Annotated in this window: 20 protein-coding genes; 13 read left to right on the plus strand and 7 right to left on the minus strand. The window is 69.2% G+C overall.

Translation table 11 applies throughout. The features are described from left to right. Positions 1–70 precede the first annotated feature (70 nt). Together OXS27_RS00355 and OXS27_RS00360 are read left to right on the plus strand one after the other, a co-directional pair. Positions 71–478 carry a helix-turn-helix domain-containing protein gene (locus OXS27_RS00355; RefSeq protein ID WP_313899351.1) on the plus strand — a complete coding sequence of 136 codons (408 nt, stop codon included), beginning with the start codon at positions 71–73 and terminating at the stop codon, positions 476–478. A 35-nt stretch (positions 479–513) separates the two neighbouring features. Beyond that, entirely contained in the window at positions 514–690 is a 177-nt protein-coding gene (locus OXS27_RS00360) for a hypothetical protein (protein ID WP_243922403.1), read from the plus strand. A 66-nt stretch (positions 691–756) separates the two neighbouring features. Here the strand turns inward: OXS27_RS00360 and OXS27_RS00365 are convergent, their stop codons facing one another. Continuing rightward, on the minus strand, positions 757–1,356 hold the full coding sequence (locus OXS27_RS00365; RefSeq protein ID WP_243919975.1) for a PAS domain-containing protein: 600 nt from the start codon (positions 1,354–1,356) through the stop codon (positions 757–759). 485 nt (positions 1,357–1,841) lie between these two features. On the opposite strand from OXS27_RS00365, the gene OXS27_RS00370 reads away from it, so the two are divergent. Continuing rightward, the gene (locus OXS27_RS00370) at positions 1,842–2,405 is read left to right on the plus strand and encodes a hypothetical protein (protein WP_267353458.1); all 564 of its coding nucleotides are present in this window, start codon (positions 1,842–1,844) and stop codon (positions 2,403–2,405) included. A gap of 60 nt (positions 2,406–2,465) precedes the next feature. Here OXS27_RS00370 and OXS27_RS00375 read toward each other — a convergent pair whose 3' ends face one another. Further along, a complete protein-coding gene (locus OXS27_RS00375; protein ID WP_267353460.1) occupies positions 2,466–5,912 on the minus strand; it encodes a PAS domain S-box protein in 3,447 nt (1,148 codons plus the stop codon). 301 nt (positions 5,913–6,213) lie between these two features. Between OXS27_RS00375 and OXS27_RS00380 the strand changes: the two genes are divergently transcribed. From OXS27_RS00380 to OXS27_RS00410, 7 genes are all read left to right on the plus strand, one after another. After that, positions 6,214–6,474 (plus strand): hypothetical protein, encoded by a 261-nt coding sequence (locus tag OXS27_RS00380; RefSeq protein ID WP_243919972.1) that lies wholly within the window; start codon positions 6,214–6,216, stop codon positions 6,472–6,474. A gap of 150 nt (positions 6,475–6,624) precedes the next feature. Next, positions 6,625–6,969 carry a hypothetical protein gene (locus OXS27_RS00385; RefSeq protein WP_243919971.1) on the plus strand — a complete coding sequence of 115 codons (345 nt, stop codon included), beginning with the start codon at positions 6,625–6,627 and terminating at the stop codon, positions 6,967–6,969. Positions 6,970–7,391: 422 nt separating this feature from the next. Then, positions 7,392–8,525 carry a branched-chain amino acid ABC transporter substrate-binding protein gene (locus OXS27_RS00390; RefSeq protein WP_267353463.1) on the plus strand — a complete coding sequence of 378 codons (1,134 nt, stop codon included), beginning with the start codon at positions 7,392–7,394 and terminating at the stop codon, positions 8,523–8,525. 174 nt (positions 8,526–8,699) lie between these two features. Continuing rightward, complete coding sequence (locus OXS27_RS00395) at positions 8,700–9,590, plus strand: LysR family transcriptional regulator (RefSeq protein WP_267353465.1); 891 nt, start codon at positions 8,700–8,702, stop codon at positions 9,588–9,590. Between the two features lie 126 nt (positions 9,591–9,716). Continuing rightward, positions 9,717–10,487, plus strand: a complete 771-nt coding sequence (locus tag OXS27_RS00400) for an HpcH/HpaI aldolase/citrate lyase family protein (protein WP_267353467.1) — start codon at positions 9,717–9,719, stop codon at positions 10,485–10,487. A gap of 10 nt (positions 10,488–10,497) precedes the next feature. Continuing rightward, positions 10,498–12,066 carry a galactarate dehydratase gene (gene garD, locus OXS27_RS00405; protein ID WP_267353469.1) on the plus strand — a complete coding sequence of 523 codons (1,569 nt, stop codon included), beginning with the start codon at positions 10,498–10,500 and terminating at the stop codon, positions 12,064–12,066. 80 nt (positions 12,067–12,146) lie between these two features. Beyond that, positions 12,147–13,349, plus strand: coding sequence for a PepSY-associated TM helix domain-containing protein (locus OXS27_RS00410; RefSeq protein ID WP_267353471.1), 1,203 nt, complete (start codon positions 12,147–12,149; stop codon positions 13,347–13,349). A 160-nt stretch (positions 13,350–13,509) separates the two neighbouring features. On the opposite strand, the gene OXS27_RS00415 is transcribed toward OXS27_RS00410, so the two are convergent. The 5 genes from OXS27_RS00415 to OXS27_RS00435 all read right to left on the minus strand — a co-directional run bounded on the left by OXS27_RS00415 (position 13,510) and on the right by OXS27_RS00435 (position 20,686). Beyond that, the gene (locus OXS27_RS00415) at positions 13,510–13,698 is read right to left on the minus strand and encodes a hypothetical protein (protein WP_267353473.1); all 189 of its coding nucleotides are present in this window, start codon (positions 13,696–13,698) and stop codon (positions 13,510–13,512) included. After that, positions 13,695–15,875, minus strand: a complete 2,181-nt coding sequence (locus OXS27_RS00420) for a TonB-dependent siderophore receptor (RefSeq protein WP_267353475.1) — start codon at positions 15,873–15,875, stop codon at positions 13,695–13,697. The genes OXS27_RS00415 and OXS27_RS00420 overlap by 4 nt, the downstream gene beginning before the upstream one ends. 311 nt (positions 15,876–16,186) lie before the next feature. Then, a complete protein-coding gene (locus OXS27_RS00425; protein ID WP_267353477.1) occupies positions 16,187–18,037 on the minus strand; it encodes an NADPH-dependent assimilatory sulfite reductase hemoprotein subunit in 1,851 nt (616 codons plus the stop codon). A gap of 252 nt (positions 18,038–18,289) precedes the next feature. Then, complete coding sequence (locus OXS27_RS00430) at positions 18,290–20,059, minus strand: flavodoxin domain-containing protein (protein WP_267353479.1); 1,770 nt, start codon at positions 20,057–20,059, stop codon at positions 18,290–18,292. Between the two features lie 111 nt (positions 20,060–20,170). Further along, complete coding sequence (locus OXS27_RS00435; RefSeq protein WP_161393443.1) at positions 20,171–20,686, minus strand: Lrp/AsnC family transcriptional regulator; 516 nt, start codon at positions 20,684–20,686, stop codon at positions 20,171–20,173. Positions 20,687–20,953: 267 nt separating this feature from the next. Between OXS27_RS00435 and OXS27_RS00440 the strand changes: the two genes are divergently transcribed. From OXS27_RS00440 to cysN, 3 genes are read left to right on the plus strand one after another with little or no spacing between them, the layout of a single operon-like run. Then, positions 20,954–21,766 (plus strand): phosphoadenylyl-sulfate reductase, encoded by an 813-nt coding sequence (locus OXS27_RS00440; protein ID WP_267353484.1) that lies wholly within the window; start codon positions 20,954–20,956, stop codon positions 21,764–21,766. Then, a complete protein-coding gene (gene cysD / locus OXS27_RS00445; protein ID WP_243919946.1) occupies positions 21,763–22,722 on the plus strand; it encodes a sulfate adenylyltransferase subunit CysD in 960 nt (319 codons plus the stop codon). The genes OXS27_RS00440 and cysD overlap by 4 nt, the downstream gene beginning before the upstream one ends. Next, complete coding sequence (gene cysN / locus OXS27_RS00450; RefSeq protein WP_267353487.1) at positions 22,722–24,125, plus strand: sulfate adenylyltransferase subunit CysN; 1,404 nt, start codon at positions 22,722–22,724, stop codon at positions 24,123–24,125. Before cysD ends, cysN begins: the two co-directional genes overlap by 1 nt. The last annotated feature ends 10 nt before the right edge of the window (positions 24,126–24,135 follow it).

A 24,135-nucleotide genomic window follows, 5' to 3' on the forward strand; every position in this document is an offset into this window, starting at 1 on the left:
GTCGATCGGTTGCGGTAAGAACGCACTCTTTTGAGCGCTGGGTACAGAAATTATACCGTCTCGGAGGTGGATGGCGGCGATGAAGGACACGGTGACCGGCTGCTCGGTGGAGCACGCGATGCATCTGCTCGGCGGGCGCTGGCGTCTGCTTCTGGTATCCTTCCTGATCGACGGGCCGAAGCGCTTCAACGAACTCAAGCGCGTCCTGCCGGGGATCTCGCAGCGGATGCTGACGCTGGATCTCCGCGCCCTCGAAACCGCCGGCCTCGTCAGCCGGACCGTCCACCCGACGACGCCCGTCAGGGTCGAATACGCCCTGACCGAGGACGGGATGCGGCTGAAGACGGTCGTGGCGGCCATGCAGGAATTTGGGCTCTGGCTGAAACAGCACCGCCCGGCCCTCGGATCTTCATCGGGCCTGCGGGATTCCCCCTCGACAAACAGCACCCGGTCCTTCGACCGGCGTAGTGCGGGTTGAGCCGGGGCGACGCTGCTCCGCGCTAGGAGGAACCGATGGATCAGGATCGCGACAGGTCGAAGGAGCCGCCGATCTCGGACGGGCAGAGCGGGCGCCCGCGTGACGAGACCATCGCGCAGACGGGGCCCGGCCTGCCCAACGACACCGGGCGGCCGGTGGAGGTTGATGAGGCCGAGGCCGCGCGCATCGAGCGGAAGATCCGGGAGCTTTAGGGCGCTCTCCGCGGAAGCGGCCCCCGGTTCGGCGCAGAGCGTGTCACGACGAAGGCTCAGGGCCGGTCAATGCAGGGCGTGGCCGCGCGCGATCCGCTGCCGCGCTGCCAAGTGCCGGCCGATCTCGAGCAGCAGGGTCTCGGCCAGCGCCAGCATGGGCGCCTCCCCGAACTGCGAGAGCGCGCTGTGCAGGGACAGGCACAGGTCCGCGGCCCGGTTGAGGGCATCGATCAGGGTTCCGTCGCGTTGCGCGAAGGCCGTGCCGGCGGATTTGCTGTCCGAGATCTCGACGATCACCCCCCGGCCCGTGGTCGGGCGGCCCTGCTCGTCCAGGTGGAAATGCCCGCGGGTGAACAGCCAGCGCAGCCGGCCGGTCGGCGAGCACACGCGGTACTCGGCCGTGTAGGAGCCGCCGGACTGAACACAGTCCAGGATCACCTGCGAGATATGCGCCTGATCGTCCGGATGGACCGCCTTCAGGATCTCCGCGAAGCTGACCCCGGCCCGCGACCGGGCGGGGCTGATGTTGAACAGCAGGGCACTCACCGGATCGGCACGTGCCGTGTCCTCGGGAATGTCCCACATCCAGAAGCCGACGCCGCCGGAGGCTTCAAGGGCTGCGGCGAGCGCGGCCTCGGATACGACGTCGTCCGCCGCTTGATCCATCTGAACCGTCCCCTGCCCGACCAGGCCGTCCCGCTTCCCGTCGCTCGTGCGCCCCCGCGACAATTCAACTGGAAATCGATGATCGGGCGCAGCCTGTCTACAGCAAGTGTATGCCTCGCCTGCATTCAGCCTGCGCGTGCGGCGCCAGGCTCGGCGGGCGGCACGCGGCGGCGGCGCGTTCCGATCCCGGCCCGCACCGCGGCAATCGACGGGCGACCTTTAGACGGCATAGTTTGGTACAGGCTCTGTCCTTCGCGCAGGACAGGACTGCGCGGCTCGGGTTCGCACGGGTCCCAGCCGCTGCCCTGCGCAGTCTGTGCCTGGCTGATCTCCGCAGCCGCTACTGAGACGTGGTCGTATTCTTAGTGTTGGCCGTGAGTTGGCGGAACTGGCGTGTGATTTTGGATATTCCGCAGAAAAATTAGGTGTAGGGAACCTGCAGATTTAACGCTATGTGAAGAGGTCCACGCCGACCGGAGACCAGGATGCGCCGTTTCGCGCTCAAATCCGCAGTGCTGTTCCTGCTGGCGTCGATGGTCGTCCTCCCGGTCCATGCGAAGCCGAAGCAGGTCCGGCTGCCGATGCTGGAGGTGCCCGACGATCTCGGCCTCATCCTCAAGAAGCCGAATTTCGGAAGCCGCGCGACGCTGCTGCGGTCGCCGGTCGAATTGTCGGACGTGAAGGACCGGCATGTCCTGGAACGGGAGCAACGCCTCTGGAGCCGCCTCAACGGGTCCCTCTGCGTGGGCTGCGGCGGGGCGCCGGGCGCGATCTATAGCAGTGCCTCGGCCGTGCGCCGGGTGAACTACGTGGATCCGGTCGCCGTCCTGAACGCGAGGCCCGCTGCCGTGGCGCAGACAGACCTGGCGAGCCGCGTCGCCGCCCCGGCGCGGTCCGCCCGCGTCCACCTCGCTCACCGGCGCCAGCACCGGTCGCGCCTCTACGCCTATTACAGCCGGCTGCGCTATGCCGTGCTGAAGTGGCGCCGGCACCCCCACCACCGCCGCCGGATCCGCGCCGTCCAGCACGTGCCGCTGTCGCCCGCGTAGGCGCCGGTCCGGCCTGCGTCAGGCCGCCCCCGGCCTGCGTCAGGCCGCCCCCGGCCTGCGTCAGGCCGCCCGCAGGGCCTCGATCTCGGCGAGCGTGACCGCCGTGCGGGCCCGGAGCGTGCCGAGCATCGGCGCGACATCCGCCCCCGCCCGGCAGGCGGCCTCGACCGCCCGGCAGGTCTCGGCGAGACCGGCGAAGCCCACCATGCTGGCCGCCGACACCATCGCGTGGGCGTCGAGCATGAGCCGGTCACGGCTCGCCTCGGGCGCGGCGGCCCCGAACCGCTGGGTGAGTTCCTTCGCCAGCATCGCCAGCAGGTCGTTCATCCGCGCGCGGCCGACCATCTCGGTCATCTCGTTGAGGACCGCGTGGTCGATCGTGTCGGCGGGGCGCTCCGGCTCCGCGGGGGCGCCGGTCCAGCGGTCGATCACGGCGAGCAGGGTCTGGACCCGGAACGGCTTGCCGACATGATCGTCGAGGCCGGCGGCGCGCAATTCGGCCACCTGCTCCGGCAGGACGTTCGCGGTCATCGCCACGATCGGCAGCCGGCCCCGCGGGGCGCCCAGCGCCCGGATCCGCCGGGTCGCCGCAATCCCGTCCATCACGGGCATCTGCACGTCCATCAGCACGAGGTCGTAGGTCCGGGCCTGGACGGCGGCGACCGCGTCGACCCCGTCGCCCACCACGTCCACCGCGTACCCGGCCCGTTCGAGGATCGTCCGGGCGAGATCCTGGTTCAGCGGCACGTCCTCGGCCAGCAGCAGGCGCTTGCCGGTCGCGCGGACGGTCGCGGCAGAGGCCGCCGCGACGGGGGACGCCGGCATCGTCGCGGGCAAAGCGGCCTCGAACCAGAAGATCGAGCCACACCCCACCGCACTCGCGACGCCGATCGTTCCGCCCATCAGCTCCACGAGCGACTTCGAGATGGCGAGGCCCAGCCCGGTTCCGCCGTATTCGCGGCTGATCGAGCCGTCGACCTGCGAGAACCGCCGGAACAGGCGGTCGCACTTGTCCGCCGGGATGCCGATCCCGGTATCGTGGATCTCGAAGCGCAGGCTGTGCGGTCCGGTCAGGATCGTCAGGCCGATGCGTCCCGCCGAAGTGAACTTCACCGCGTTGGTGAGCAGGTTGAGCAGAACCTGACGCAGGCGGTCCTCGTCGCCCTCGACCCAGTCCGGCAGGTCCGACCCGCAGGTGACGGCGAGGGTGAGGCCCTTGCGCTCGGCCGAGGGGCGCACGATCGAGACCGCGTTGTCGATGAGCGCTTCGAGGGCGAACGGCCGGGGTACGATCTCGATCTGCCCGGCCTCGACCTTCGAGAAATCGAGCACGTCGTTGACCACCGTCAGCAGCGCCGCCCCCGCGGTGCGGATCCGGTCGGCATGCCGGCGCGCCGCCGGCCCGAGATCGGTCTCGTCGAGGAGCAGGTCGGCATAGCCGATCACCCCGTTCAGCGGCGTGCGGATCTCGTGGCTCATCGCGGCCAGGAACTCGCTCTTGGCCGCGCTCGCGCGCTCGGCCTCCAGCCGCGCCGCGTCCGCCACGGCCTTCGCGGCGAGGAGGTCCGCCTCGGCGACCTTCCGGGCGGTTACGTCGAGGTTGAGGCCGATGACCCGCCGCGTCCGCCCGTCCGGTCCGGGGGCGGCGCGCCCGACGCCGTTGATCCAGCGCACGCCGCCCTTCGGATCCGGGACCCGGAACTCGATCGAGAACGTCTCGCCCGTCTCGGCGGCCGCCGCGGCAGCCTCCAGGGCGCGGGCGCCGTCCTCGCGGTCGATCAGCGTCAGCCAGGTCTGCGCGTCGAGTTCGTACTCCCGATCGGTCTCGATCCCATGCAAGCGCGCGCTCTCGGCAGACCATGTGATCCGGCCGCTGTCGAGGTCGAGGTGCCACGTGCCCGCCTTGGCGGCCTGTTGGGCGAGGCGCAGCAGGCCGCTCGCCTCCTCGACGGCGCACCGGGCCGTCACGATCTCGTCGATGTCGAGGGCGGTGCCGAGCATCCCGACCATCGCCTCGCCCTGCCAGATCGGCAGGACCACGACCTTGTGCCAGCGATAGGCGCCGTCGTGCCGCCGCATCCGCCCCTCGACCTCGTAGCCGGTCCGCTGCGCGCGCGCATTGCGCCACAGCTGCTCCATCCGCTCCGCATCCTCGGGATGGTTGCGGGCGAGGCGCGCGGCCCGGGACGGCCCGATCGGGCCGTAGTAATCCTCGAAGCGCCGGTTGACGTAGGTCGCCTCCCCGGTCTCGGTGCTGGCGATCCAGACGAGCTGCGGCAGCGCGTCCGCGAGCGCCCGGTAGCGCGCCTCGCTCAGGCGGAGCGCATCCTCGGCGGACTTGCGGCCGCTCACGTCCCGCAGGGTCGCGACGTAGCCGTCGGCCGCCCCGGTTGCCCGATCGTGGGTCAGGCTGAAGGAGATCTCCAGCCAGACCCACGTTCCGTTCCTGTGCCGGTAGCGCTGGCAGGTCAGGGCCTGCGCGGTGCGGCCGCCGGTGAGGTCATCGAGGACGGCGCGGTAGGCCGCCACGTCGTCGGGATGGACGAAGTCGAGGGGCTGCGTGCCGACCAGATCCTCAGGATCGTAGCCCAGGACGGCGCGCATGGCGGGCGAGACGTAGCGGCGGCAGGTGCTGAGGTCCGACCAGATCACGATGTCGGTGCTGTTCTCGGTGAGGAGCCGGTAGCGGCGCTCGCTCTCCTCCATCGCCTGCTCGGCGATCCGGTGCTGCGTCACGTCGGTGAAGGTCAGGACCGCGCCGCCATCGGCCAGGGCCGAGCGGCGCACCTCCAGGGTGATCCCGGTGGGCAGGCGCCAGTCGAACAGCGGCGGGAGCGCCCCCAGGTCGCGGCCGGCGAGCCCGAGCCGCAGACCGGATTCCGCCGCCGCGAAATCGCCCCGGGCGCGCTGGTAGGCGTGGATATCCGGGAAGGCGACGCCGACGCGCAGCACGTCGCCCGGCAGGTCGAGCAGGTCCGCGGCGCTGCGGTTGAACACGCGGACCCGCTGCGCGGCGTCAAGCACCACGAGGCCCTGGTCCATGCTGTCCAGCGTCCCGTGCAGGAGCCGGTCGGTCTCGTGGGCGCGCCGCTCGGACCGGACGAGGTCGCTCACGTCGAGGAGCATGCCGTGCAGGGCGACGAGCGCGCCGTCGGGCCCGCATTCCGGCACGCCCTGGATGATCGCGTCGAGGACAGTCCCGTCCGGACGCACGATGCGGGTTCGCACCTGATAGGGAACCGCCGGCCGGTCTCCGGACAGGATTCCCTCGACCCGCGCGATCACGGCAGCGCGGTCATCCGGATGATAGCTGGCGAAATGGTCCTCGAACGCGAGATCGCGGCTCTCTGGCACTCCGAGAAGGCGCGCGAGGCCGGCCGAGCGGGTGACGCGGCGCGTGCGCGGGTCCAGGCGCCACTGGCCGAATCCGGCGGCGGCGTCCCAGGGCTCCGGTCCGCGCGTGGCCTGTGGGCCGGCGGGGTCCGGTGGCGGCGCGTCTGTGTGCATCTGCGCGGGCGGATCCGTTCGACCGGCGCGAACCGCGCCCCGACGCACCGACGGTGCTGTTGGGCCGCAGCTTTCTCACCCGATAGTTGCGGATTCCTTGTCGGCTCCCTGCGGCATGGGCGCCGGACGATCAAGCCGCGGTCGGGCGCCGCCCCGGACCTGCGAACGGCGATCCGGATCCGGCCGTGGAACCATCCTGTCGGCCCGCGGCTTCCTGGGCGGTGCCTCGGGATATTCTGCTCCCGCGCTGGCGCCACAAAGGATGTCCGTCCCCTCCGGGGCGGCGAGAAAGGATGCTTCCGTGCGTCGTTCGATCATTACCGCCGCCCTGTTCGCCGTTCTGGGCAGCGCCGTCGCGGTGCCGGCCTCGGCCGCGCCGATCGCCCCCGGGGCCGTTGCCGCGCCCGCCGACATGGTCAGCACCGTTCAGATGGACCGGATGGAGCGCCATATGATGCGCCGTCGCATGGAGCATCGCATGGAGCACCGGATGATGCGCCATCGGATGGAGCGCCGCATGATGCGTCGCGAGATGCGCCACCGCATGATGCACCGGATGTAAAGTCCGACCCGCCGCGGGCCGGCTCGACGGCCTGTCCGCGGCGGCCACGATGGAGGCGGGACGTCGCTGCCTCCACGGTCAAGCCGGTCGAACCATTCCCGGCGCGGTGCGTTTCAGCCCACCAATTCGAGGATGGGGAGGATTAAAACGATGAAGGCGTTTCTGGCGGCGGCCGCGGTGAGCGTCGGCCTTCTGGGCGTGGTTGGCCCGGTCGCGGCGCAGCCCCGCCCCTACGGTGACGATGACGGCTACCGCGACCGTGGCTATCGCGACCGCGGCGATTATGACGGCCGGGACCGCGGCTACCGCGACCGGGACGATTATCGGGACCGGGACGATTACCGCGGCGGGCGTTCCGCCTACGGGTTCGACGAGCGCGAGTATCTGCGCTGCAACCCGGATGTCCGGCGTGCCATCGCCAACGGTCAAATGGAATCCGGCGCCGCGCATTGGCGCGTGTTCGGGCGCAAGGAAGGCCGGCGGCTGAGCTGCTGATCGAGCGCTGATCGCGCAGGCTCCGGACGGATCGCTCCCTGGACCGCGCGACGAATCCCTAAGGGTCTGGCTGGGAAGCCGCCCCCGATCGCGCAACGATCGGGGGCGGCTTCCGTTTGTCTACCCCTGGAGCGCGCGGATGACGCGCGGGCTTGCCCAGCGCCCGGCCCTGCCACCCTCGCTGGCGGGCGCCATTCCTCGTGGCGTTGGATCGACTGCGGCGATCCTCTCGACCCGGCAAGGACGAGTTCTTGTCGACGCGCGTGCGAGTATAGAAGCACACAACTGGAAGTGTGTTCAAGAATTCTTGACGTTGAATGCTCGGCGCTTCAGGATGACGTGCGCTGTGTGACGGCGTCGGGCCCGGATATCTTTCGCCGATAGGTTCCGCGTCCCGTGTCGTCGTCTCTGCCGGGGGTGATATGAGGCGGTTGCTGCTGTCCGGTCTTGTCGTCCTGTCTGCCGTGACCGGATCCCTGGCTCAAGAGACTGGTGCGCCGGTCAAGATCGGCATCGCCCTGGGACTCACGGGTTCCTACGCGGCCTTCGGTGCGCAGGTCCGGACCGGTGCCGCGCAGGCGATCGAGGACATCAACAAGGCCGGCGGGATCAAGGGGCGCCCGCTGGAGCCGGTGATCGGCGACGACGCGTCCGATCCGAAGCAGGGCGTCTCGGTGGCCAACAAGCTCGCCAGCGCGGGCGTGACGATGGTGGTCGGCTCGTTCAGCTCCGGCGTGTCGATCCCGGCCTCGGACGTCTACCTCGATGCCGGCATCGTCCAGGTCACCCCGGCCTCCACGAACGTGAAGTTCACCGAGCGCGGCCATTGGAACACCTTCCGCACCTGCGGCCGCGACGACCAGCAGGGCAAGGTGGCGGGCGCCTACCTCGCGGAGCGCTTCAAGGACAAGAAAATCGCCCTCGTCCACGACAAGTCGCCCTACGGAAAGGGCTTGGCCGAGGAGACGCAGACCGCCCTGAAGGCCAACGGCGTCAAACCCGTGCTGTACGAGGGCATCAACCCGGGCGAGAAGGACTATTCGGCGCTCGTCTCCAGGCTGAAATCCGCAGGTGTCGATGTCGTCTATTACGGCGGCTACCACATCGAAGCCGGCCTGATCGTGCGGCAGATGCGCGACCAGGCCCTCAACGCATTGCTGGCGGGTGGCGACGGCCTCGCCCCCAAGGAGTTCGTGCAGATCGCCGGCCCTGGCGCGGACGGGGCGCTGATGACCTTCGCGACGGATCCGCGCAAGAACCCCGGTGCCCAGGCCATCGTGGCGGCGTTCAACGCCCGGGGCATCGATCCCGACGCCTATACGCTCTACGGCTACGCGGCCGTGCAGGTTCTGGCGCGGGCCATGGCGGAGACCGGCTCCAGCGACGGCAAGACGCTCGCCGACTGGCTGCACCAGGGCAAGACGATCGATACCGTTGTCGGCCCGATCGCCTACGACAAGAAGGGCGACATCACCCGGCCCGACTATGTCGTGTACGCGTGGAAGAAGGGCCCGGACGGCAAGATCGACTACGCCGGCAACGAGCTGACCCCGTAGAGGCCGGTCCCGCGGCGGCATGACAGGCTGGCGCGGGTCGGCTGAGGACGCGCCCGAACCCGGACGGCTGCCTTCAGCGGCCGGAAAAGTTGATCGGCTTCAGGTGTTTGAGGGCGCGTTCGGGTTTCCGGCGCGATCCCTTATGGTCCCCCAGCGGCACGCCGGGGAGCCCCCATGTTCGACTTCAGCCAGCTCCGGTGCTTCGCGGCGGTCGCGGAGGAGTTGCACTTCGGGCGCGCGGCCGCCCGGCTGAACATGACGCAGCCGCCCCTCTCGCGGCAGATCCAGGTGCTGGAGCGCGTGCTCGACGTGCAGCTCCTGGAGCGCACCAGCCGCTCCGTCCGGCTGACGGCGGCCGGGCGCAGCTTCCTCCCCGAGGCCCAGCGCATCCTGTGGTTGGCCGAGAGCGCGACCCACGTGACCCGGCAGGTCGCGGCGGGGCGCGGCGGCATCCTGAAGCTCGGCTTCACGGCGGCCTCGGCCTACGATTTCCTGCCGCGCCTCGTCATCGCGCTCCGGCGGGCGCTGCCGGACGTCACCCTGTCGCTGCGCGAGATGGTGAGTCAGGATCAGGTCGAGGCCCTGCGCGCCGGCAGCCTCGACGCTGCCCTGGTGCGCCCGCCCGTGACGCATCCGGACCTGCATTCCGTCCAGGCGCTCGCCGAACCCCTCGTGGTCGCGCTGCCCGCGGGCAATCCCCTGGTCCGGCGCGACCGCCTCGTGCCCGGCGACCTCGTCGGCGAGGCGATCATCGGTTACGCGCCCAACGAGGCCCGCTACTTCCACGATCTTACCCTCGGCCTGCTTGCCGGGACGGGGAGCCAGCCCCGAATCGTCCAGCAACTCACGCAGATCCACGCGATCCTGGCCCTGGTCCGGGCCGCTTTGGGGATCGCCCTGGTCCCGGCCGCGGCCGAGCACCTGCGGTTCGAGGGCGTGGTGTTCCGCCCGCTCGCGCTGCCCGCGCCGCGGCCGGTCGAGCTGCACCTGGCATGGCGGCGCGGCGCGGACGATCCGCTGATCGCGCAACTGCGCGCGATCCTATCGGACCTGCCGTCCGGCTGAGGCACGCCGATCGATGCAGGACGCGCATCGGTCGATCCAGCCTTTGGCTTTGACCTCCCGGTCAAAGGCTGCGCGTGATGGCGTGGACGGCGCGCAGACGCCCGGAGCCGCAGGGAAGGACTCGCGATGGACAGCCTCACCAACCGCTTCAAGGCCGCCCTCCGGGAGGACCGCCAGCAGATCGGCCTGTGGTGCAGCCTCGCGAGCCCGATCTCGACCGAGATCGTCGCCGGGGCCGGGTTCGACTGGCTGCTGCTCGATATGGAGCACTCGGCCAACGACCTGCGGGACATCTACGTTCAGCTTCAGGCGATGATGGAGAACGCCACCCACCCGGTGGTGCGGGTGCCGAGCGACGACCCCATTACCATCAAGCGCATCCTGGATGCCGGCGCGCAGTCGCTGATGATCCCCAACATCGACGATGCCGCGCAGGCCGAGCGGGTGGTCGCGGCGACCCGCTATGCGCCCCGGGGTATCCGCGGCTTCTCGCAAGCGCCCCGCGCCGCCCGGTTCGGCCGCATCCCGGACTACCACAAACGCTGCGAGTCCGAGATCTACGTGATCGTGCAGGTGGAATCGCGCCGCGCGTTGGACAATCTGGACGCGATCGCCGCCGTCGAGGGCGTGGACGGCGTGTTCATCGGGCCCGGCGATCTCTCCACCAGCCTCGGCTATCTCGGCCAGCAGGGCCATCCGGAGGTGGTCCGCACCATCGAGGACGCCGTCGCGCGGATCGTGAAGGCCGGCAAGCATGCCGGCATCCTCACGCCGAGCGAGGAACTGGCCAAGCGCTACATCGCGGCCGGCACCCGGTTCACCGCCGTGGGCTCGGATCTGGGCCTGCTCGCCCGCAACGCCGAGGCGCTGGCCGGGCGCTTCCGCTCCGCGACCTGAGGGGACTCCGATGCAGGCCGAGATCGAAGCCCCGACCCGTCCTCAAGGCGCCGGCGACGTGCCGCGCACGATCCGCCTCAGCGCGCACGACAACGTCGCGATCGTGGTCAACGCCTTCGGGCTGCCGGCCGGCACGGTGTTCCCGGACGGGCTGGAACTCGTCGAGTTCGTGCCGCAGGGCCACAAGGTGGCGCTCACCGACATCCCGGAGGGCGGCGAGGTCTGGCGCTACGGCGAGGTGGTGGGTATCGCCACGCAGGCCATCCCCCGGGGCGCCTGGGTCGAGGAATCCCGGGTCGCGACGCCGGTCGCCCCGGCCCTCGACGCCCTGGAGCACGCCACCCGCGTGCCGGCCCCCCTGCCCCCGCTGGAGGGCTACACCTTCGCGGGCTACCGCAACCCGGACGGGTCGGTCGGCACCAAGAACATCCTGGCGATCTCGATCAGCGTGCAATGCGTCGCCGGCACCCTCGACGTGGCGATCCGGCGGATCAAGCAGGAGCTGCTGCCGCGCTTCCCCAACGTCGACGACGTGGTCGGCCTGACCCATGCCTATGGCTGCGGCGTCGCCATCAACGCCCCCGAGGCGGTGGTGCCGATCCGGACGCTGCAGAGCCTCGCGCAGAACCCGAATTTCGGCGGCGAGGTCATGGTGGTCGGCCTCGGCTGCGAGAAGCTCGTCTCGGAGCGCCTGCTGCCGGATGGCGGCGCGGCGGGCGACGGGGTGGTGCGCCTGCAGGACGAGCGCCACCGCGGCTTCTCCGCCATGATCGACAGCATCCTGGCGATGGCCGAGGCCCGCCTGGAGGTGCTGAACCGCAGGACCCGCGAGACCTGCCCGGCCTCGGACCTCGTGGTCGGCCTGCAATGCGGCGGCAGCGACGCCTTCTCGGGGGTGACCGCCAACCCGGCGCTCGGCTTCGCGGCCGATCTGCTGGTCCGCTGCGGCGCCACCGTGATGTTCTCGGAGGTGACCGAGGTACGCGACGCGATCCACCTCCTGACGCCCCGGGCCAAGACCCCCGAGATCGCCGAGGCCCTGATCCGCGAGATGGCGTGGTACGACGCCTATCTCGCCAAGGGCGAGGCCGACCGCCGCGCCAACCCCTCGCCGGGCAACAAGAAGGGCGGCCTCAACAACATCGTCGAGAAGGCCCTGGGCTCGGTCGCCAAATCCGGCACCAGCGCGATCTCCGGCGTGCTCGCACCGGGCGAGCGCGTGCGCGAAAAAGGCCTGATCTTCGCCGCGACCCCGGCGAGCGACTTCGTCTGCGGCACGCTGCAGCTCGCCTCCGGGATCACCCTGCAGGTCTTCTCCACCGGCCGCGGCACGCCCTACGGCCTCGCTCAGGCACCGGTGATCAAGGTCGCCACCCGCAGGGAACTCGCCGAGCGCTGGTCCGATCTGATCGACCTCGATGCCGGCCGGATCGCCACCGGTGAGGCGACGATCGAGGAGGTCGGCTGGGAGCTGTTCCACCTGATCCTCGACGTGGCGAGCGGGCGCAAGCGCCCCTGGTCCGACCAGTGGGGCCTGTTCAACGACCTGACCCTGTTCAATCCCGCGCCGATCACCTGAGGCGCGTGGCCTTGGTCGCCGGGCATGCGCCCCGCGGCGTCGTCAGCTTGGCTGGTTTCTGGTAGGCAGCCGGCATTGCCATGCCGCGCCTGATTCCCTCCCTCCGGACCGTCCTGTTCCGCCTGCACTGGGCGCTCGGCCTCACGGCCGGGCTCGTCCTTGCGCTGATGGGCCTGACCGGGGCTCTGATGAGCTACGAGGAGGCGGTCACCGCCTTCGCCAACCGCGACCGGCTCACGGTGACCGCCGGTGACCGGTCGGCGCTCGCCCCCTCGGCCCTGGTGGCGCGAATCGAGGCCCAGGCCGGCCTGACGGTGAACATCCTCACCCTGGCGGACGACCCGGCGGCGAGCGTCCATGTCCGCTTCGCCCGGGATCCCGCGACCCGCGAGCGGCCGCCTGCGGTCTATGCCGACCCCTACGACGGCGCGGTGCTCGGTCCGGTGCGGCTGGAGGGGGCGTTCACCACGGTGCGGGACCTGCACCGCTGGCTGCTCCTGCCCGGCGGCTCCAAGGGTTGGGGCCGCACCATCACGGGCGCCTGCGTGCTGGCGCTCCTCGTCTTTCTGGGGACCGGCCTCTATCTGCGCTGGCCCCAAATCCATCGCTGGCGGATCTGGCTGAAGCCGAGCCTGTCCCGACCGGGCCGACCGCGCTGGTGGTCGTTGCACGCCGTGGTGGGGACATGGCTGATGCCGGTCTACCTCGTGATGGCGCTGACGGGGCTGACGTGGTCGTACCCATCCTTCAAGGATGCCGCCATGGGGCTTCTGGTGGGTGATCGGGAGACGGCGAAGCCGATGCGCGCCCCCGGCCGCAGGGCCGCCCCCGAGGCGCTGGCCGACGCATCCGGGCCGGCTTCCATCGACCGCGCCTGGGCGGCGTTCCGGGCCGGCGAGGGGCGTGAGGCGGGCACCACTCTGCTGACCCTGCCGAGCCCCGACGCGAAGGCGATCCGGATCCGCTGGCTGCCGAAGGGTGTCGATGACCTGAGCGCCCGCAACGAGGCCCGCTACGATGCCGCCACCGGTCTGCTTCTGGCTACCGAGCGCGCCGCCGACCTGCCGCTGGGCCGGCGCCTCATGGACAACATCCTGGAGGTCCACCGCGGCCGCTTCTTCGGCGACCTGTTCGCCCTGCTGTTCTGCCTCGCGGCGCTGGCCCTGCCGGGCTTCGCGGCGACCGGGCTGACCCTCTACGTCCTGCGCCGCCGCGCGGCGGCGCGGCAGCGGCCGGCGGTACCGCGGGCTGGGGCCCCTGCCCTCCGCGAGGCGCGCCGCTGAGGCATCCGCCGGGCGCGCTCGAACATCCGGGTTTCAAAAGGTCTTCGACCTTTTGCGGGTGCAGGGCAGAGCCCGCTGTCGGGCTTCGCCCGAGACGCCAAGGCTTCGCCCTGGCGACCCACCGAAGGGCTGAAGCCCTTTGGAAACCCCAGATCGAGGGTTATCGGGTGAGCCGATAGCCGCGCCCCTCGAAATGGGCTGCGATCAGCCGGTTGGTCCCCACCCGCGGGTTGTCCGGCTTGACCGCGATCAGCACCGACCAGGGCTGCTCGGCCGCGGACGCGGTGAGCGTCAGCGCCGCGAGGGCGGCCCCGGCGAGCAGGCTGCGGACCCGCCGCGCCCGGCTCACAGCCGAGCCGTGATCGTCGCCAGCACCGTAAAGGGTGCGCCGGGGGCGTTGTTGAATTGGTTGAACGGCTGCTCGATGTAGCGCGTGTTCGTCAGATTCCGAATGTTGACTGAGAAACGGTAATGCGCGTCGATGTCGTAGTACACGGCCGCATCAACGCGATTGTACGCCCCGACTTTATAGCTGTTGTTGAGGTCGCCGAAGCGTTGGCCGACATGGGTGATGCCGATGCCGAGTCCGAGACCGCGCAGGAAGCCGGCCTGGAAGTCGTAGGTGGTCCACACGCTGCCGCTGAAGGCTGGCGCACCCACGAGGCGGTTGCCGATCGCAAAGACCCTGTCCTTGGTGATCCGCGCGTCGAGATAGCCGACGCCGCCGATAACCTTCCAGCCCGGAAGGATCTCGCCGGCCAGGTCCGCCTCGACACCCTCCGAACGTTGCTGGCCGGTGATCACCGAGAAGCCGGTATTGACGGGGTCGCTGCCGGCGACGTTATCCCGGGTGATCCGGAAGGCGGCCGCGCTCAAAGTCAGGTCGGGGCTGATGTCGATGCGGGTTCCGACCTCAACCTGCTCGCCGGTCTCTGGCGTTGGATTGACGACGTTGAGCACGTTCGCGGTCTGCGGCGCGAAGGATGTGGCATAGCTGGCATAGAGGGTCAGCGGCTCGAACGGGCGATAGATCAGGCCGACACGTGGCGAGGCGCCGAACAGGTCCTGCTCGGGGGGCTGGGTCCGCGAAGCAGGCACCCGGGCGAAATAATATTGGCTGCCGAGATCGAACCGGGCGCCGAGCACGAGCTGCAGCTCAGGCGTAAGTGCGATCTGGTCCTGCAGGTAGAACCCGAACAGCTCGAGCCTCTGCTTCAGGTCTTGCTGGAGCGAGAGCGCTCCTGGAGTGCCGCCGAAGACCGGGTTGAAGAAGCTGACTGGAGTGTAGGAGCCTTGCTGGGAATAGGGGTGGCGGAAGCCGTTGGTGTACTCGAACCCCGCCAGGGCGGTGTGGGAGAAGCCAAACGTGTCGAACTTTAGGATCGCTTCGGTCTGCGTATCCAGGGCGGCAAAATGCGAATCGACCGAGGTGTCGCGCCTGGTGACCTGCGTGCCGGCATTATTGACGCCGGTGGCGCGGGCCGCGAACAGATTGAACGCACCCCACTGCCCATTGATCACTTGCCGCAATGTTAAATTTTCATTGACGTCGTGCTCAGCTCGCATCGTGATCCCGTTGAACTCGCCATAATAGCGCGAGGACGGCTCACCATAATATCGGCGGATGTTGTCCAGCGGCACGTGTCCGCGAAAGGCAATGAGCCCCTCGTCGTACTGGGTGCGCTGGCTGGTGGCTTCTGCGTTGATGTAGACCCGGGTGTCGGCGCTCGGCGTCCAGCTTAAGGCCGGCGCAATGAAGACGCGCCGATTGGTGTTGTCGCCGATATTGCGGAAGGTCGGATCCTCCTGCGCGGCGAAGCTGAGGCGTGCGGCTAGCCCATCGATAGACGGGATCGCGCTCGAGACCGAGCCCTGAAACCGCCGGAAGCCGAAGCTGCCACCTTGGACGCTCGCATCCGCGGTCGGCTCCAGGGTTGGCCTGCGGGTCACGATGTTGACGACTCCGCCCGGATCACCCCGGCCGAACAGCACGGAAGCCGGTCCCTTGATCACCTCGACCCGTTCGGCGTTCGCAAGGTCGCGTTCCACCGGATAGAAGTTGATCGCCGGATTGGTCAGGATGCCGTCGACAGCGAAGAGCTGCGTGGCGAAACCGCGAATGACGTAGTTCTGCGAGCGCCCCTGCACGGTGCTGCCGGGCGTGACGTTGCTGACATTGGTGACGGCATCCGTCAGGCGCAGATCCTGCTGATCGGTAATGACCTGCCGGGGGACGATGTTGATCGATTGCGGCGAGTCGCGCACGGGCGTGTCGGTCTTGGTCGCGGTGGCCGAGCGCGTGGCGCGGTAGCCGATCACTGGGCCGTCCGCCCGCTCCACCGCAGGGCCGGTACCGGTGACGCTCAGTTCCGAGAGCGAAACCTCATCGGCTGTACTGGTCACCTCCGCGCGAGCCGAAATCGTCGAGATGACAAGCAGGGATGTCGTCAACGCTGTGTAGAGGGATAAACTGTTGTTACGGGTGTTCGAAATGGTGCGAAGACTGCGCCTGCCGTGCCCGGACATCGTTTATAATCGCTCTCAAGAAGATCCGCGCCGCCAGGGCACAGGGATCCTTGAGAGGAAGGGCTGTGATTTTTCAATGTGTGCGCCGAGGGCGATGCGCGGATTCGGCTGGAACTTCACAAACGTGACGAAGTGGCCACATTATCACATTGGAATAATTTAAATTTTTCTAGATCTGTGCGCCTAAAAAATGGACTGGCGCAGAGGATCTACATCTACAACGTATCGGCCGATGTTGAGCCGTCACGATCTTCCGAGTGGCGACTGGTCGTCTGCATGGGCTGCCTCGCCGGCCGCCCATGCAGTCCGAATCAACCCTGCGTGGCCGGCTTCAGGGCCCCGGTCCGCTCGTGGAAGTCCGGACCGTTGGTGGTCCGGGCCACGTGCCCGGCCCGTATCACGTAGTCGCCGAAATGCTCGCCCGGCTGCCGGCCCTTCGCGTAGTCGGCAAACAGCGGGTCCAGGGTGCCGCGGATCTCGGAGGCCGCAACGTCCTCCTTGTAGAGCTTGCTCAGCCGCGAACCGTCATGGGCGGCGCCGAGATAGAGGTGGTAGCGCTCGGGACCGCGGCCCACGAGGCCGATCTCGGAGATGAACGGCCGGGCGCAGCCGTTCGGGCAACCGGTGGAGCGGATCGTGATCTCCTCCTCGGCCAGCCCGTGGGACGCGAGGCTCTCCTCCAGCTCGGTCATCAGATCCGGCAGGTAGCGCTCGCTCTCGGCGAGCGCCAAGCCGCAGGTCGGCAGAGCCACACAGGCCATCGAGTTGCGCCGGAGCGCGCTCGCGCCCCGCGTCAGCCCGTATTCGTCGACCAGGGCGTCGATCTCGGCCCGCTTCTCGGCCGGGACGTTGGCGATGATCACGTTCTGGTTGCCGGTGAGGCGGAAATCACCCTGATGCACCTCGGCGATGCGCCGCAGCCCTGTGAGGAATTGCGGCCCGTCCTCGATGTCCTTGATCCGGCCCGAGGGCACGTACAGGGTGAGATGGAAGCGCCCGTCATCGCCCGCGACCCAGCCGTAGCGGTCGCCGTTATTGGTGAACGTGTAGGGCTTCGGCGCGCCGAGTTTCTTGCCGATCCGCTTCTCCACCTCGGCCCGGAAGGCGTCGAGGCCGTAGCGCTCGATCGTGTACTTGAGCCGGGCGTTCTTGCGGTTCTTGCGGTTGCCCCAGTCGCGCTGGACGGTCATCACCGCCTCGGCGACCGTGATGGCATCCTCGGGGGCGACGAAGCCCATCACGTCGGCGGTGCGCGGGAAGGTGTCGGGCTCGCCGTGGGTCATGCCCATGCCGCCGCCGACCGTCACGTTCCAGCCGGTGACCGTGTTCTTCTTGTCGAGGATCGCGATGAAGCCGAGGTCGTGGGCGAAGATGTCGACCTCGTTGGAGGGCGGCACCGCGATGACGGTCTTGAACTTCCGCGGCAGGTAGGTCCGGCCGTAGACCGGCTCGACCTCGGCCTCGTCCTCACCGCCGACCACGCGCTCGCCGTCGAGCCAGATCTCGCGCCACGCGCTGGTCTTCGGCAGCAGCGAATCGGAGATGTCCTTGGCGAGCTGGTAGGCGGCCTTGTGGGCCCCGACCTGGGCCGGGTTGGTCGCCGCCATGACGTTGCGGTTGACGTCGCCGCAGGCCGCGATCGTGTCGAGAAGTGCCGCGTCGATGGCCGCCATCGTGCGCTTCAGGTTCGCCTTGATCACGCCGTGATACTGGAAGGTCTGGCGCGTCGTCGCCCGCAGGGCGCTGCCTGCATAGGTCACGGCGATGTGGTCCAGCGCCAGCCACTGCTTCGGGGTGATGACGCCGCCGGCGATGCGCAGACGGATCATGAAGCTGTAGGCCTTGTCGAGCTTCTTCTTGGTCCGCTCGGGGCGCAGGTCGCGGTCGTCCTGCATGTACATCCCGTGGAACTTCACGAGCTGCCCGTCATCCTCCGAGATCGCCCCGGTGGCGTGCTTCAGGAGCCCGTCCGCGAGGGTGCCGCGGAGATAGCCGCTGGCGATCTTGATGTGCTCGTTGGCGGCGAGCTGGGCCGCGCGGGCGGCCTCGGCGTCGGTGATCGGCCGCTCGGTGGGCGGGGTCTCGTAGACGCGCTTGGCCGGGGCGGAGGCCGAGCTGGCGACCGGGGTCTCGGCGGCGTCGCGGGGGCTGTGGTCGTCCATGGGATGAATCCGTCTGTCTAGAACGCGTCTTCCTCCCCGTAAGGAGGGTACCGGGCGAAGCGCTTGGCGGTTCACGGTGCGCGGGATCCGTGACAATCCCCCTCTCCCCTGTGGGAAAGGGATGGGGTGAGGGATGCGCCCTCCCCGGACAGACCTGATCCCTCACCCTGTCCCTCTCCCGCACGGGAGAGGGGACCCGCGCCTCGTCCTGCTCCGCTGCACTCGATCCTGCGGCCTCGGAAGGCCGGTCCGTTAGTAAACGTCCTGCTGGTAGCGGTGGCTGCGCTCCAAAGCCGCGACCTGCGCCTCCGCATCGGCTGCGCTTAGATTCTTGACTGTCTCGTAGGCCTTGACCACCGCGGCGCGCACGTCCTTGGCCATGTTCTTGGCATCGCCGCAGACGTAGAAATGGGCGCCGCCGTCCAGCCAGGAGACCAGGTCCTTGGCGTTCTGGACGATCCGATCCTGCACGTAGATCTTTTCCGGCTGGTCCCGCGAGAAGGCCACGTCGATCTTGGTGAGCGACCGGTCCTCCAGGGCGTCTTGCCATTCGAGCTGGTACAGGAAGTCGTGCAGGAAGTGCCGGTCGCCGAAGAACAGCCAGGACCGTCCCGGCGCCTCGATCGCCCGGCGCTCCTGCACGAAGGCGCGGAACGGCGCGACGCCGGTGCCGGGGCCGACCATGATGATGTCGGTGGCCGGGTCCTGCGGCAGGCGAAAATGCCGGTTCGGCTTCAGCCGCACCCGCAGCTTCGCCCCGTCGCGGATCCGGTCGGCCACGTGGACCGAGGCGACGCCGGAGCGGGCGCGGCCGTGGGTCTCGTAGCGCACCGCCACGATGGCGAGGTGGACCTCGTCGCCCACCTCCTTGCGCGAGGAGGCGATGGAATAGGCCCGCGGCGGCAGCGGCCGGGTGATCGCGTTCACGTGCTCGGGCGTGAGCTTGGCGGGATAGGTCGTCAGCAGGTCGATCAGGTGCCGGCCCTCGATCCAGGCCTTGGCCTCGCCGCTGTCGATCAGCTTCTGCGCGTCCGTATGGCCGGTGGCCTTCACGAAGCGCTCGATCGTGGCAGCCGAGAGCGTGGTGATGTCCCGCTCGGCGAGCAGCGCCTTGCGTAGGGCCTCGTCCCCCGAGAGGCCGGCGGCGTTCAGGATCTCGTCCACGAGCTGCGGATCGTTCTCGGGGAAGAGCTCCAGCGAATCGCCCGGCTCGTAGGCTGGGGCCCCGTCCTCGAAGGCGAGCGCGAGGTGGATCGTCTCCTTGTCGGAGCGCGAGGAGTTGAGGTTCACGTGCTCAACGACCTCGACCACCAGGGGCTCGCGGCTCGGCTCGGCCTCGTCATCCTCGCCCGGCGCGGCGCGGGCGAAATCCACCGCCACGACGTTGTCGGAGGTGTCCGCCGGGGCCAGCGCCTTCAGCGTGCTCTTGATCCAGTCGGCGGCGGGTTTCTCGAAGTCGAGGTCGAGGTCGGCGCGCTCGGCGACGCGCTTGCCGCCCAGAGCCTCGAAGCGCGCGTCGAGCGCCTTCCCGATGGCGCAGAACTCCACGTAGGAGGTGTCGCCGAGCGCCAGAACCGCGAACTCGACGCCGTCGAGGCGCGGGGCACCCTCCCCCATCAGCTCGCCATAGGCCCGCACGGCCCGGGCCGGCGGCTCGCCCTCGCCCCAGGTGGCCGCGATGGCGATGAGCTTGCCGGCCTTGGGCAGGGTCGCGAGGTCGAGGTCGGCGAAATCCACCACCTTCGGCTTGAAGCCCTGCTTGCGCGCGAGCTTGGCGATCGTGCCGGCCAGCGTCTCGGAATTCCCCGATTCGCTGGCGTAGATCACCGTCAGCGGCGCGGCGGCCTTGGGCGGCGCGGCCGGGACGGCGGCGGGATGGCCGCCCGCGGCGTCGAGCCCGGCGAGGAACCCGGCCAGCCACGCGCGCTGCGTGGGGCTCGCGGCGCCGAGCACCGCATCGAGACTGGCGCGCTCGCCATCCCCGAACGGGGCGGTGCGCGGAAGGAGATTCTGGCGGGACATTACCGGACCATGTCGGGGCCAACGCGGCCCGTGTCAATCGAGAGACGTTCTTTTTACAGAACGAACGGAGATTAGGAGATCACGTTCGCTGCGGTGCGGGAGAAGAGAAAATCATTCTCCTACAACAGCGAGCACGGGGCCGGTCCCGGGCAGGTGCCGCCCGTTCTTCGGTGGCGCCGGCAGGGGTAGGGCCGTGGTGGATTTCACCTTCTCCATGGCGAACCGGGAGGTGACGTTCTTGAGTGGCAGCACCGCGATCAGGTGCTTGTAGAAGCTGTCATAGGCCTGCATGTCGGCGACCACGACGCGCAACATGTAATCCACGTCACCGGCCATCCGGTAGAACTCGAGCACCTCCGGCATCGCCGAGACGGTTGCGGCGAAGCGCTGCAGCCAGTCCTGCGAATGGTCCGCGGTCTCGATCGAGACGAAGACCGTCAGGCCGAGGCCGAGCTTCACCGGATCGAGCACCGCCACCCGCCGGTCGATCACCCCGTCGGCCTCCAGCTTCTGGATGCGCTTCCAGCATGGGGTCTGGGACAGGCCAACGCGCTCGCCGATCGCCGCGATGGACAGCGTCGCGTCCGTCTGCAGCAGGGCAAGAATCTTGAGGTCGATCGCGTCCAAGACTGTCTCCGTCGGATCCGTCCACGCGGCGCTGCCCGCGTTGGGTACAAGGTCTCTCAGGGGCCGTTAAGAAGATTTTTTCACCCGAGCGCCTTTGGGACTCAGGAAGGGCTGTGTGCAACCGCACGCCAGAGCCCGCCCTCAGGTCCCGCAAGCACGCCGAAGCGCCTTGACTTCGTTCGGTATAGCGAACATCTCGTCGGTTCGACAACAGGGTGCCGTCACGTGCCCGCCGTTTCCTCCACACGAACCCCGGGACATGCCGCGATGACCCGTCCGGACCGACAGATGGCCGAAGCCCTTGGGGCGCGGCTGTCCGGGCTCGACCTCCCAGGCCGGCTCCACCTGATCGCCGCCGAGATCCCTGGCCGCCTCGTCTTCACCACGAGCCTCGGCGTCGAGGATCAGGCGCTGACCCACGCGCTGGCCATGGCCAAGCTCGCCAACGGGCGCGTCGAGATCGTGACCCTCGATACCGGCCGCCTGTTCGCCGAGACCTACGACACCTGGGCCGAGACCGAATCGGCCTATGGGATCCGCATTGCCGCCTACGCCCCGGAGCGCGCGGCCGCGGAGGATTTCGTGCGGGACGAGGGGATCAACGGCTTCCGGCGTTCGGTCGCCGCCCGGCAGGCCTGCTGCGGCTTCCGCAAGGTCGAGCCGCTGGGCCGGGCGCTTGACGGCGCGAGTGGCTGGCTCACCGGCCTGCGGGCCGGCCAGTCGGCCAACCGCGCCGAGACGCCGCTCGCGGAGTTCGATGCCGCGCGCGGCCTGATCAAGCTGAACCCCCTGGCCGACTGGTCGCGGGCGCAGATCGACAGCTTCGTGCGCGACAACTTCGTGCCCTACAACGTCCTGCACGATCGCGGCTTCCCGTCGATCGGCTGCGCCCCCTGCACCCGCGCCGTGAGGCTCGGCGAGCCGGAGCGGGCCGGCCGCTGGTGGTGGGAACAGGAAGACAAGAAGGAATGCGGCCTGCATATCGGACGCCCCTTGGCGTCGGTGCAGCCGGGCCAGGAGGCCGCCGCGTTCGAGACCATCCAGACCGAGACCCATCGCCAGCCGGAGTTCGCCCGATGAGCGCCGCCCTCGCCGCCGCCGTGCAGCCGAGCGCCCCCACGCCCGCACAGACCGCCGATCGCCTCAGCCACCTCAAGCGGCTGGAGGCCGAGGCCATCCACATCTTCCGGGAGACGGTCGCCGAGACCGAGAACCCGGTGATGCTCTACTCGATCGGCAAGGATTCCTCCGTCCTGCTGCACCTCGCCCTCAAGGCGTTCGCGCCCGGGCGGCTGCCGTTCCCGCTGCTGCACGTCGACACCACGTGGAAGTTCCGCGAGATGATCGCGTTCCGCGATGCCCGCGCGAAGGAACTCGGCCTCGATCTCCTGATCCACACCAACCCGGACGGGCTCGCCCGTGGTGTCGGCCCGGTGAGCCACGGCTCCGAGGTCCACACCGACGTGATGAAGACCCAGGCGCTCCGGCAGGCGCTCGATCAGTACAAGTTCGATGCGGCCTTCGGCGGCGCGCGTCGTGACGAGGAGGCGAGCCGCGCCAAGGAGCGGATCATCTCGTTGCGCACCGCGCAGCACCGCTGGGACCCGAAGCGTCAGCGTGCCGAGCCCTGGCACCTCTACAATCTCAAGAAGAAGCGCGGCGAGTCCCTGCGGGTCTTCCCGCTGTCGAACTGGACCGAGCTCGACATCTGGCTCTACATCGAGCAGGAAAACATTCCGATCGTGCCGCTCTACTTCGCCAAGGAGCGGCCGGTGGTGGAGCGCGACGGCCAGCTCATCATGGTGGACGACGACCGGCTGCCGCTGGAGCCGGGCGAGACCCCGCAGCAGCGCCTTGTCCGCTTCCGCACGCTCGGCTGCTACCCGCTGACCGGTGCGGTCGAGAGCGATGCCGCCTCGCTGCCCGAGATCATCGGCGAGACGCTGGCGGCCCGCACCTCGGAGCGCCAGGGCCGGGTGATCGACAAGGACGGAGCCGGCGCCATGGAGCGCAAGAAGCAGGAGGGGTACTTCTGATGACCGTGCACCAGGCTCCCACGGCGTTTGCCGACCGCGTCGCCGGCTACGCGGCCTTCCTCACCGCCCACCGCAACAAGGCGGTGCTGCGCTTCATCGCCTGCGGCTCGGTGGATGACGGCAAGTCGACCCTGATCGGGCGGCTCCTGCACGACACCAAGCAGATCTTCGACGACCAGATCTCTGCGCTCCAGCGCGATTCGCGCAAGCATGGGACGCAGGGCGCCGAGGTGGATCTGGCGCTGCTGGTGGATGGCCTCCAAGCCGAGCGCGAGCAGGGCATCACCATCGACGTCGCCTACCGGTTCTTCTCCACCGACAAGCGCTCGTTCATCGTGGCCGATACCCCCGGCCACGAGCAGTACACCCGCAACATGGCCACCGGCGCCTCGACGGCCGATGTGGCGGTGATCCTGGTGGATGCCCGCCAGGGCCTGACCCGCCAGACGCGGCGCCACGCGCTGCTGGTGTCGAATCTCGGGATCCGCCGGGTGGTGCTAGCGGTGAACAAGATGGACCTCGCCGGCTGGGCGCAGGGCACGTTCGACGGCCTCGTGGCGGGTTTTTCGGACTTTGCCCGGGGTCTGAACTTCTCCGAGGTCAAGCCGATCCCGCTCTCGGCCAAGAACGGCGACAACGTCGTGGATCCGGGCATTGCGGCGCCCTGGTACACGGGCGGCACGCTGCTGAACTACCTGGAGACCGTGCCGGTCCACGCGGAGGCGCTCAACGCGCCGTTCCGGATGGCGGTGCAGTGGGTCAACCGGCCGAATTCCGAGTTCCGGGGCTATAGCGGCCGGATCGCCAGCGGCCGGGTCCGCCCGGGCGATGCGGTGACGATCCAGCCCTCCGGCCGAACCTCCACGGTGGCGCGGATCTACACCGCCGACGGCGACCTGCCCGAGGCCGGCGAGGACGAATCGGTCACCCTGGTGCTGGCCGATCAGATCGACGTCTCGCGCGGTCAGGTGATCGTGGCCTCCGACGCGCCGATGCGGGTCACCGAGACCTTGGACGCCCGCCTGTTCTGGGCGGCCGAGACCGATCTCAGTCCGGGTGCCAGCCTGTTCGCCAAGATCGGCACCGCCACGGTCACCGCGACGGTGGAGCGGATCGTCTCGCGCATCGATCCGGAGACCGGCAAGCCCGGCCCGGCCGAGCGGCTGTCGGCCAACGACATCGCGGACGTGAGCCTGCGCCTCGACCGGCCAGTGGCGGTGGATGCGTATGCAGAGAACCGCGAGACCGGCAGCCTGATCCTGATCGACCGCGAGACCACCGACACGGCGGCGCTCGGGCTGGTGCTGGCGCCGAAGTCAGAGACGGCCAAACCGGTATCTGCGTCCAAGGAAGCGGAAACCCCCGGTTTCCTGAGCCGCCTCGGCCGCCTGTTCGGACGCTGAAGTCCTGGTT

The organism is Methylobacterium sp. GC_Met_3, assembly GCF_026540775.1.
In the GTDB taxonomy this organism is placed as follows: Bacteria; Pseudomonadota; Alphaproteobacteria; order Rhizobiales; family Beijerinckiaceae; genus Methylobacterium.